Source organism: Streptomyces sp., assembly GCF_031181555.1.
Classification (GTDB): domain Bacteria; phylum Actinomycetota; class Actinomycetes; order Streptomycetales; family Streptomycetaceae; genus Streptomyces; species Streptomyces fimbriatus.
In genome coordinates, this window is record NZ_JAPSKQ010000019.1 from 46,613 (window position 1) to 57,009 (window position 10,397).

The 10,397-nt window shown below is 73.0% G+C and carries 7 protein-coding genes; 2 read left to right on the forward strand and 5 right to left on the reverse strand.

Features of this window, described 5'->3' with window-relative positions; genetic code table 11:
- Nucleotides 1-128: 128 nt before the first annotated feature.
- Nucleotides 129-812, forward strand: coding sequence for a helix-turn-helix domain-containing protein (locus RIM90_RS06870; RefSeq protein WP_375165405.1), 684 nt, complete (start codon nucleotides 129-131; stop codon nucleotides 810-812).
- A 600-nt stretch (nucleotides 813-1,412) separates the two neighbouring features.
- Nucleotides 1,413-3,782, forward strand: a complete 2,370-nt coding sequence (locus RIM90_RS06875) for a glycosyl hydrolase family 65 protein (RefSeq protein ID WP_309059674.1) — start codon at nucleotides 1,413-1,415, stop codon at nucleotides 3,780-3,782.
- A 114-nt stretch (nucleotides 3,783-3,896) separates the two neighbouring features.
- Here the strand turns inward: RIM90_RS06875 and RIM90_RS06880 are convergent, their stop codons facing one another.
- The 5 genes from RIM90_RS06880 to RIM90_RS06900 form a co-directional block, all read right to left on the reverse strand.
- A complete protein-coding gene (locus tag RIM90_RS06880; RefSeq protein WP_309059675.1) occupies nucleotides 3,897-4,394 on the reverse strand; it encodes a lamin tail domain-containing protein in 498 nt (165 codons plus the stop codon).
- Nucleotides 4,395-4,543: 149 nt separating this feature from the next.
- A complete protein-coding gene (locus RIM90_RS06885; RefSeq protein WP_309059676.1) occupies nucleotides 4,544-5,908 on the reverse strand; it encodes an FAD-dependent oxidoreductase in 1,365 nt (454 codons plus the stop codon).
- Nucleotides 5,909-6,034: 126 nt separating this feature from the next.
- Nucleotides 6,035-8,725, reverse strand: coding sequence for a SpoIIE family protein phosphatase (locus tag RIM90_RS06890; protein WP_309059679.1), 2,691 nt, complete (start codon nucleotides 8,723-8,725; stop codon nucleotides 6,035-6,037).
- A 259-nt stretch (nucleotides 8,726-8,984) separates the two neighbouring features.
- Nucleotides 8,985-9,530: a hypothetical protein gene (locus RIM90_RS06895; protein WP_309059677.1), complete on the reverse strand. Its 546-nt coding sequence runs from the start codon at nucleotides 9,528-9,530 to the stop codon at nucleotides 8,985-8,987.
- Nucleotides 9,531-9,559: 29 nt separating this feature from the next.
- The gene (locus RIM90_RS06900) at nucleotides 9,560-10,108 is read right to left on the reverse strand and encodes an ATP-binding protein (protein WP_309059678.1); all 549 of its coding nucleotides are present in this window, start codon (nucleotides 10,106-10,108) and stop codon (nucleotides 9,560-9,562) included.
- Between the last annotated feature and the right edge of the window lie 289 nt (nucleotides 10,109-10,397).

Consider the following 10,397-nt stretch of genomic DNA (forward strand, 5'->3'; position numbering starts at 1 on the left):
GCAGCGGCGGTCCGGAGCAGGGCCGTCCGGCCCATGCGGAACGCCGCCGAAGCGGACAAGCTGGACTCAAGAGGCGATCCGGGCGCCGGGGTGCCCGGGGGTCCGACGCGAACCGGATGTGAGAGGGAGTGACCGTCATGGCCGAACGGGTCCTGCCGAACGCGGTGGAGGACGCCCCGGTGGGCGACCTGGGACGCCGTGTGGCCCGGCGCCGCGCGGAGCTGGGCCTCACCCGGAGGGAAGTGGCGGTCCGGGCGGGTCTGGCCCCCAGCTACCTTCGCTACCTGGAGGAACACCCGGGTGCCGCGCCGGGCACGGGTGTCCTGCTCAGGCTGGCCGGCGTACTCGGGACCACGCTGAACCGGCTCACCGGCGGGGACGCCGACCTGCCGCCCGGCCCCGGGCGGGCCGCCCGCCACGCGGAGTTCACCGAACTGGGCGTCGAGGAGTGCCGCGCCCTGCTCGGTGCCCACGGCGTGGGACGGATCGCCGTTCCCACCGACGAGGGACCGGTCATCGTCCCCGTCAACTACACCGTCGTCGACGACGCGGTCGTCTTCCGCGCCGCCCCCGGCACGACCCCCGCGCGGGCCTCCGGCCACCGGGTGGCCTTCGAGATCGACCGGATCGACGACACGCTGAGTCAGGGATGGAGCGTGCTGGTGCGCGGGGTCGCGCGGGCCGTCACGGACCCGGACGAGGTGCGCCGCCTCGGCGAACGGGCGTTCAGCGAGCCCTGGGCGGGCGGTCGGCGCGAGCTGTGGATGCGGATCGATCCGCTCGAGGTGACCGGACGCCGCATCACGGTGTGAACCGGTGGCGCGAAGGCCGGTGAGGGCCGGCGACCCGGCGGGCCCGGGCCGGACGCACCGGCGGCGGAGCGGCACCGCGGGGGATCGGTGCCGCTCCTGACACCAGTGTCGCGCGTCCGGGCGCCGCGCCGCGGTGCCGAAGGTCCCCCGATGCGGACCGACCGGCCCCGGCGGGGCAGGACCACGGCGGGGGTGGCCCGGGAGATCACTGGTGCCGGCCCCGCCGTGGTCGCGGTGCCCGTGGAGGACACCGACCCGCTGACCGCGGAGCCGGCGACCGGGCAGGGCGCCGGGACGCGCCGCCGGGCCGGGGCGCGTTCTCCGGCAAGGAGACCGGGCCGCCGCGGGGCTCCTCCGCCGGCTCCGGGGGAAGGTGCCGCAGCAGGTGACCGGGCCCGTCCGGAGCTCCCGGTGTGTGCTCCGCGCCCGCCGCGGGTACCCCGTGCGCAACCGCCGGCCGTGGCGGCCGTCCCGACCACGACGGCGTGGACCTCACCGTCGGTGACGGGTCCGGGACGGACTGCCGCGGCCCGGTGCCCGGCAACCGTCGTGCGGGACGTGTGAAGACGTGCGGCTGCCGTCGGCGGGAGGAGCGTCGAAGTGACGGGCTGGACGTGGGAGTACGAGGGGTACGCCCCCGCCGACGCGCGCCTGAGGGAATCCCTGTGCACCCTGGGCAACGGATACTTCGCCACCCGTGGAGCACTGCCGGAGTGCGCCGCGGACGAGGTGCACTACCCGGGCACCTACGTGGCCGGCTGCTACAACCGGCTCACCTCCGAGGTGGCCGGGCGGCAGGTCGAGAACGAGGACATGGTCAACCTCCCCAACTGGCTGCCGCTGCGCTTCCGCCTGCCCGGCGAGCCCTGGCTCACCCCCGACACCGCGACCGTGCTCGACCACCACGAAACCCTGCACCTGGCCGCCGGGCTGCTGGAGCGCAGCACGCGGTACGGCCTCGGCACGGGCCGGGCGCTGCTCGTGCGCCAGCACCGGTTCGTGCACATGGCCGACCCGCACCTGGCCGCGCTGCGCACCGAGTTCACCGCCGAGGGCTTCTCCGGCACCCTCGAGACCGAGGCGGCGCTCGACGGCGGCGTCACCAACGCGGGCGTGGCGCGCTACCGGGATCTGGACGGCCGCCACCTGACCCATGTGCTCACCGGCACGGCCGCCGCGGACACCGTCTGGCTGCGCTGCCGCACCCGCACCTCCGACGTCCGGGTCGCCCTCGCCGCCCGGCTGACGTCGGGCGCGTCCGTCAGGAACCGGCACGACCGCCCGCGCGCCCTCCAGACGACCCGTCTGGAGCTGGCCGCCGGGCGCCCCGCCACCGTCGACAAGATCGTCGCCCTGCACACCTCCCGCGATCCGGCGATCAGCGACCCGCTGCACGCCGCCGTCGACCGGGTGGGCCGGGCGGGCGGTTTCGACGAGCTGCTGGTGCCGCACCTGACGGCCTGGCACCAGCTGTGGCGCCGCGCCGAACTGGACGTACCCGGTGAGGCGGGCCGCATCCTCCGGCTGCACCTCTTCCACGTCCTGCAGACCCTCTCGCCGCACACCGCGGACCTGGACGTGGGGGTCCCGGCCCGGGGACTGCACGGCGAGGCCTACCGCGGTCACGTCTTCTGGGACGAGCTGTTCGTCCTGCCGTACCTCAACCTGCACTTCCCCGAGGTCTCCCGCGCGCTGCTGCACTACCGGCACCGGCGCCTGGAACGCGCCCGCATCGCCGCGCGGGACGCGGGAGGCCGGGGCGCGATGTACCCCTGGCAGAGCGGCAGCGACGGCCGGGAGGAGACCCAGCAGCTGCACCTCAACCCCCACTCCGGCCGCTGGCTGCCCGACCACTCCCACCTCCAGCACCACGTGGGATCGGCGATCGCGTACAACGTCTGGCAGTACTGCGAGGCCAGCGGGGACGAGGAGTTCCTGCACACCAAGGGCGCCGAGATGCTGCTGCAGATCTCCCGCTTCTGGGCGGACTCGGCCTCCTACGACGACCGGCTGGGCCGGTACCGCATCAAGGGCGTGGTCGGTCCGGACGAGTACCACGACGCGTACCCGGACGCCGTCGGGCCGGGCCTCGACGACAACGCCTACACCAATGTCACGGCCGCCTGGGTGCTCACCCGCACCCTGGACGTGCTGCGGGGTCTTCCCGAGCCGCGCCGCCGCGAACTCGACGAGCGGACCGGACTGGACGCGGGTGAACTCGACGAGTGGGACCACCTCTCCCGCACCCTCCACGTCCCCTTCCACGACGGCGTCATCAGCCAGTTCGAGGGCTACGGCGAACTCGCCGAGCTCGACTGGCGGGGCTACCGGCGGCGCTACGGCGACATCCGGCGCCTGGACCGGATCCTGGAGGCCGAGGGCGACACCGTCAACCGCTACCAGGCCTCCAAACAGGCGGACGTCCTGATGCTCGGCTACCTCTTCTCACCCACCGAACTCCAGGGCGTCTTCCGTCGGCTGGGCCTGAACCTCGACGAACGGACCTGGCGGCGCACGGTGGACCACTACCTGCACCGCACCAGTCACGGCTCCACCCTCAGCGGCCTGGTCCACGGCCGGGTCCTGGCCCGGGCCCGGCGCGCGGACGCCTGGAAGTTCTGCCAGGAGGCCCTCCAGGCGGACATCGCCGACATCCAGGGCGGCACCACCGGCGAGGGCATCCATCTCGGCGCGATGGCCGGCACCCTCGATCTCGTCCAGCGCGGGCTGACCGGGCTGGAGACCCGCGGCGGAGCCCTGTGGCTCGACCCGGTGCCCCTGCCGGGACTGTCCTCCTACGGCTTCACCCTGCGCTACCACGGCCACTGGGGCGTGCGGCTGCGGCTGGAACGCGGCCTGCTGGAGATCGCCGTGCCCTCGTCCGGCCGGTCGCCGATCGACGTGCACCTCCCGGACCGCACCGTCCGCCTCCAGCCGGGCGAGACGGACCGGCTGGTCCTCCCGGCCTGACCGCGTACCCGGGGCACCGGGTCTCCACGACCGCCGGACCGGAGCGGGTGGTGCGAGGCCGGTCACGCCCCCCGGGGGCCGGCAACGGCCGGTCCGGGAGCGCCCGGGGCGGGATCACTTGTGGAACGCCACGTACCCGTTGCCGTCCGGGTCGGAGCCGCGCTTGGTGTACGCGTGGACGTCGGCGCGGCTGCCCGAGGGCTTGTGGAAGTAGATCGTGTCCTTGTCGTTGTTCCACATGAAGTTGCAGTTGTCGCGGTAGACGACGTTGTACTTGTCGGAGTCGCTGCCGTTGCCGCCGCGCAGCTTCACGTAGTCGCCGGGCTGGAGGTGGTGGTTGGCGGTGAAGGCGAACCTGTTCCCGGCGGCGTCCTTGACGACGTACCCCTTGAGGTTCACCGTCTTCGACGACGAGTAGTTCTTGATCGTCAGGTACTCCTCGTCGGTGTTGCCCGTGGAGCACCGGTTGGAGTCGCGCCCGGGCGCGTCGTACTGGATCCCGCGGACCTTCAGCGCGGAGGTGTACTCGGCGGCCTGTGCCGGAACGGCGGTCAGAGCGGCCAGCGCGCCCGCGGCGGCGGTGGTGGCGACGGCGGCAGTGCGTATGCGCATGAACTCATCCCCCCTGCATGGCCCTTCGGTGAAGGGCATGTGGTGTTTCCGTGAAGGATCGGATCATACACAAAGCGAGCGCCCGTCCGGTCCGGGGACATCGGACCGGACGGGCGCCCGGTGGTGCGACCGCTCAGGGGGTCAACGGCTCACGCGCCGCTGGCCCGCAGCATGTCCTCGCGCTCGACGATCTTCACGCGCTCGCGTCCCTGCGGCTCGCCCAGCGCCTTCTCCGCGGCGTCCAGGCGGTACCAGCCGTCCCAGGTGGTGAAGCGGATGCCGCGCTCGGCGAGGAACGCGTCCACGGCCTCCGGGCCGGGGGAGGCGGGCGTGTGCAGCCGCCCGTTGGCGTAGTCGTCCAGCAGGTTCGCCACCGTCTCGTTGGCGTCGCCCTTGGTGTGGCCGATCAGGCCCACGGGGCCGCGCCGGATCCAGCCGGTGACGTACGTGGACTGCAGGTGCTCACCGGTCTCCTGGATCACGCGCCCGCCCTGGTCCGGGACCGTGCCGGAGTCGATGTCCCAGGGCAGCTTGGGCAGTTTGTCGGAGAGGTAGCCCACCGCACGGTAGACCGCGCTGACGTCCCAGTCCTTGAACGTGCCGGTGCCCTTGACGTTGCCGGTGCCGTCGAGTTCGGTGCGCTCGGTCCGCAGGCCGACGACCTTGCCGTCCTCGCCGAGGATCTCCACCGGGGACTCGAAGAAGTGCAGGAACAGCTTGTGCGGGCGGTCGCCGGTGTCGCGGATCGCCCAGTTCTCCAGCGTCTTGGCCACCATGTCGGCCTGCTTGTTGCCGCGCCGGGTGGCGATCGAGCCCTCGTCGTAGTCGATGTCCTCGGGGTCGACGATCACCTCGATGCTGGGGGAGTGGTCCAGTTCCCTCAGCTCCATCGGGCTGAACTTGGCCTGCGCCGGGCCGCGGCGGCCGAACACATGGATCTCCACGGCCTTGTTGGCCTTCAGGCCCTCGTAGACGTTCGGCGGGATCTCCGTCGGCAGCAGTTCGTCCGCCGTCTTGGCCAGGATCCGGGCGACGTCGAGGGCCACGTTGCCGACACCGAGCACGGCGACCTTCTCCGCCTCGAGCGGCCAGGTGCGCGGCACGTCGGGGTGGCCGTCGTACCAGGAGACGAAGTCCGCGGCGCCGTAGGAGCCGTCGAGGTCGATGCCCGGGACGGACAGCGCACGGTCGGCCATGGCGCCGGTGGCGAAGATCACGCCGTCGTAGAACGTGCGCAGATCGTCGAGGTGGAGGTCGGTGCCGTAGTCCACGTTGCCGAACAGGCGGATCTGCGGCTTGTCGAGCACCTGGTGGAGGGCCGTGATGATGCCCTTGATCCGCGGGTGGTCGGGGGCGACGCCGTACCGGATCAGTCCGAACGGTGCCGGCATGCGCTCGAAGATGTCGATGGACACGCCCGGTTCGGCGGCCACGTCGGACTTGAGCAGGGCGTCGGCGGCGTAGATCCCGGCGGGGCCGGATCCGACGATGGCTACCCGCAGGGGGCGGGGCATGGTCAGGTTCCCTTCGAGCGATGACAAGCGACTCGATCGGAAGCCTAAACTGAGGCATGCCTTACTTGGTACGCGGGTCCGGTCTATGGGCTCATAAGCCTACGTTATGACGTCTCCTCGGCTCCCTTATGCTCCCGGCAGCGGCTGCTCCGCCCAGATGACCTTGCCGGCCGGCAGGTAGCGGGTGCCCCAGCGCTCGGCGATCTGGGCGACCAGGAACAGGCCCCGTCCCCCCTCGTCCGTCATGGTCGCGTACCGCAGATGCGGCGAGGTGCTGCTGCTGTCGTAGACCTCGCAGATCAGGTTGCGGTCGTAGAGCATGCGCACCTGGATGGGGGCGGCGCCGTAGCGGATGGCGTTGGTGACCAGCTCGCTCAGGATCAGCTCCGTGGTGAACGTCAGCTCGTCCAGCTCCCACTCGGCCAGCTTCCGGGTGACCGCGGCGCGCACCTCGGCGACCGCCGCCGGATCGGACGGCACCGGCCACTCGGCGATCCGGTCGGCGGCGAGTGCCCGCGTCCGCGCCACGAGCAGGGCGATGTCGTCGCCGGCCCGGACCGGACGCCGGGACTCCAGCACGGCCCGGCAGGTGTCCTCGGGGGAGTCCCCGGCCCGGGACAGGGCCTCGCGCAGCAGCTCCAGGCCCACGTCGATGTCGTGCGCCCGGTCCTCGACGAGCCCGTCGGTGTAGAGGACGAGCCGGCTGCCCTCCGGCAGCTCCAGTTCGGCCGTCTCGAACGGCAGACCGCCGAGCCCCAGCGGAGGGCCTGCGGGCACGTCCGGGAACTCCACGCTGCCGTCCGGGCGGACCAGGGCCGGCGGGGGATGGCCCGCGCGGGCGACGGCGCAGTGCCGCGAGACCGGGTCGTAGACGGCGTACAGACAGGTCGCCCCGGTCACCGGGGCGCTGTGCTCCTCCTGCGCCTCGTCCTGGTCGATGCGGGCGACCAGCTCGTCGAGCAGGGAGAGCAGTTCGTCGGGCGGCAGGTCCAGCGAGGAGAAGTTGTGCACCGCCGTGCGCAGCCGGCCCATGGTGGCCGCGGCGTGCAGGCCGTGACCGACGACATCGCCGACCACGAGCGCGACCCGTGCTCCGGACAGCGGCAGGACGTCGAACCAGTCCCCGCCCACCCCGGCCTGGGCGGGAAGGTAGCGGTAGGCGATCTCCAGGGCGGTCTGCTCCGGCAGGCTGCGCGGCAGCAGGCTGCGCTGGAGCGTCACCGCCATGCTGTGCTCGCGCGTGTAGCGGCGCGCGTTGTCGATGGAGACCGCGGCCCGGGCGACCAGCTCCTCCGCCAGCGCCTGCTCCTCGGCGTCGAACGGCTCGGGCTTCTCGGAGCGCCAGAAGCTGACCACGCCGAGCACCAGGGCACCGGCCCGCAGCGGCACGGTGATCAGCGAGTGGATGCCGTAGTCCACGACCTGCCCGGAGCGTTCGAGGTCCTGCGCGCGCCAGCCCGGGGCCTCACTGAGCCGGGGTTCCAGAACGGCCCGGCCGGTGGTGAGACTGCGGCCCTGCGGGGAGGACTCGATGAAGCGGATCATCTCGTTCACGGGATAGAGCGGGGCGTCCTCGCGGATTCCCGTCATGGCCGTACGGCGCAGTGTGGCCGTCGCGTCCGGGTGGCCGCCCGCCAGCACCGACTCGAACAGGTCCACCGCGACGAAGTCCGCGAACCGGGGCACGGCCAGTTCGGTGAGCTCCTCGGCCGTACGGGTGACGTCCAGGCTCGTCCCGATGCCCACTCCGGCGTCGTAGAGCATGTTGAGCCGCTCGCGTGCCACCTCGGCGCGGCCGGACAGGGCGCGCAGTTCCGTGGAGTCGCGGACCGTGGCGACGCTGCCGGGCGGACCGCCCGCGCGGTCGGTGGGCCGCTGGTTGACCGCCAGCAGCCGGTCGCCCACCAGGTGCACCTCGTCCGTGGCGACCCGCCCCGAGGACAGCAGTTCGGCGGTGCCGGGGTCCAGCCCGATGTCCAGCACGTGCCGGCCCTCGCCGTCCTCGGGCAGACCGAGCAGACGGTGCGCCTCGTCGTTGGCGAGCATCAGGGTCCCGTCCCCGTCGACGATGATCACACCCTCGCGCACCGCGTGCAGCACCGCGTCGTGGTGTTCGTACATCCGGGTCATCTCGTGCGGACCCAGACCGTGGGTCTGGCGCAGCAGCCGTCTGCTCACCAGGGCCGCGCCCCCGGTGGCCAGGGCCAGGGCGACGGCCGCCGCACTCAGTACGAGCGGCAGCTGGTCGGCGGCGGCCCCGCCGACGCGCTCGGTCGTGATGCCCGACGACACGAGTCCCACCACGCTGCCGTCCGGGTCGGTGACCGGCACCACGGCCTGCACCAGCCGGCCGATGGTGCCCTCGATCTCCTCGACCACCGGCTCACCGGCCAGCGCGGGCTCGATCGTGCCGACGAACTGCTCGCCGATGCGGTCCGGCCTGGGATGCGTGTAGCGGATGCCGTCGGGGTTCATGACGACGACGAAGTCGACACCCGTTCGCTCGCGGGCCGCCTCGGCACGGTTCTGCAGCGCGGCCGTCGGATCGGGGGAGCGGAGTGCCTCGACAACGCCCGGCGAGTTGGCGAAGGTCTCCGCGACGGCGAGCGAACGGTTGCGGGCCTCCTCCTCGCTGTCCCGCTGCGCCTGGAGCACCAGCGCGACGACGGCCGCCACGACCAGCAGCAGCACGATCAGCAGATGCAGCACGAACACCTGTCCGGCGACGCTGCGGCCGCTCAGCACCGACCGCAGACCCGCCACCGGATGCCACCGTGAGCGGTCGTCCCTCTGCCGCCGACGCCGTACGGACGCCATGGTGCCGGGCCGCAGGGGCGACCGGGTCTTGGATCGACCCATGAGTCGGACCATGTGCCATGTCTACACTGCCGGGCCACGCGAGGCGAGGGCGTCCCCCCATCGTGACCGGCGGTTCTCACCGCCGGGTCACCCGTCTCCGGGCCGCGCGCGGCCGTCCCCCGCCGCCCGCGCGCGGCCGTCCCCCCGGCGCGCGGCTCGTCCCCCGAACACCGCGCGCGTTCCATGACGGGCCGTCCCGGAACCCGTCCCGCCGGCCTCATTCGGCCAGTGCGCGGGCCAGTTCCGTCGTGGCGCGGGCGATCTCGGTGTCCTGCTCGGCCATCAGCCGGTTCAGGTCACCGCGCCGGTCGCGCACCGCCTGCCGGGCCGCCCGCTCCCACACCACCGGGTTCTCGCGGTGGTTGAGGAGCTTGGGGTACGCGGCGGCGGTGCTCTCCCACTGCCGGGCGTCGGCGATGGCCTTGAGCAGCTGGATGATCTGGACACGGCAGGTGACGTGCGGCAGCTGGGCCAGTTCCCAGAGGAAGGGGACCGTGGCGGCGGTCGCCTGTTCCGTGACGAAGCCGTACTGGCAGATCCGCTTCCGCAGGTCCTCCAGGGCGGCCCGGGCCGTGTCGGCGTCCCCCCAGGCGATGCCGTTGAGCAGCAGGGGGATGGCCGCCGCCGATCCGGTGGAGTCCTGGATGTCGCCCCACGGCACGCGGGACAGTGCCGTGAGGGGGGCGTTCCGTGTCACTCCGGTGGGGGGCGTGTGGCGCACAGGGCGCTCGCTGCTCGGCTGTTCCGTCGAAGCGCTGCGCATGGCGTGGGTGCCTTTCCGCGGCAGTCGTGTCAGGTGGGTGGGTGGGGCGACAACCGGGCCCGCACCGTCTTGCCCGCCGACGGGGCGGGGATCCGGCCCCGCGCCTCGGACAGGGGGTCGACGATGCACAGCCCCCGGCCGTGCTCCTCCGGGGCGGAGCCGGCGGCGCCGGGGAGGTGGACGGGCGGGTGGTCGTCGGGGTCGGAGACGGTGAGGAGCGGATGCGCCGGCCCCGGACGGAACCCGGGCCGGACGACCGGCGCGCCCGCGCACCGCGGTGCCGCGTGCGTCGCGGCGTCGGCGGTGACCACGAGGGCGGCGCCGTCGCAGCGGTGGCCGAGCGACCGGACGCGCGGGGTGTCACGGGTGAGGGACCGCGCGCGGGCGAGGCCCTCCCGGCTGCATTCGATGCGCAGCGTCGTCGACGCGGCGCCGGCCGTCTCCGGTATCGGGTGCGGCTCCTCGCACGGCGCCGCCGCGGGCAGGCCGTACGGGAGTGCCGCGGCCGTGCCGGGGTCACCTGTCCGTACCGCAGCCCCGGACGTCGGCCGGAGCGCCGGATGCGCAGGTGAGGGCACGGCATCTCCCCGATGAGACGTCAGGACGGGGCGCCACCACGAGGGTTGACGCCGCAGCTATTATCCACGCTGACAGCGCTCGCGTGCAATTGCACGAGAAATTGCGCGAGATGGTCGGGTGGGACGAGTACGGCCGACAGGACTCGGCCCGCCCCGGACGGACGGCCCCGTGCGCGGCGGGACACGTGAACAGCAAGGAGACTGCGGTGCCAGGAGTGCGGAACGGAGTGCGGGCCAGCCAGCTGGACGTCCGCTGGATCAAGAGCCGGTACAGCAACGCCGAGGGCAA

Excerpts from the sequence above, each read along its gene's own strand:
- RIM90_RS06890 (WP_309059679.1), bottom strand. The coding sequence starts at position 8,725 with ATGGCGTCCGTACGGCGTCGGCGGCAGAGGGACGACCGCTCACGGTGG.
- RIM90_RS06895 (WP_309059677.1), bottom strand. The coding sequence starts at position 9,530 with ATGCGCAGCGCTTCGACGGAACAGCCGAGCAGCGAGCGCCCTGTGCGC.
- RIM90_RS06885 (WP_309059676.1), bottom strand. The coding sequence starts at position 5,908 with ATGCCCCGCCCCCTGCGGGTAGCCATCGTCGGATCCGGCCCCGCCGGG.
- RIM90_RS06880 (WP_309059675.1), bottom strand. The coding sequence starts at position 4,394 with ATGCGCATACGCACTGCCGCCGTCGCCACCACCGCCGCCGCGGGCGCG.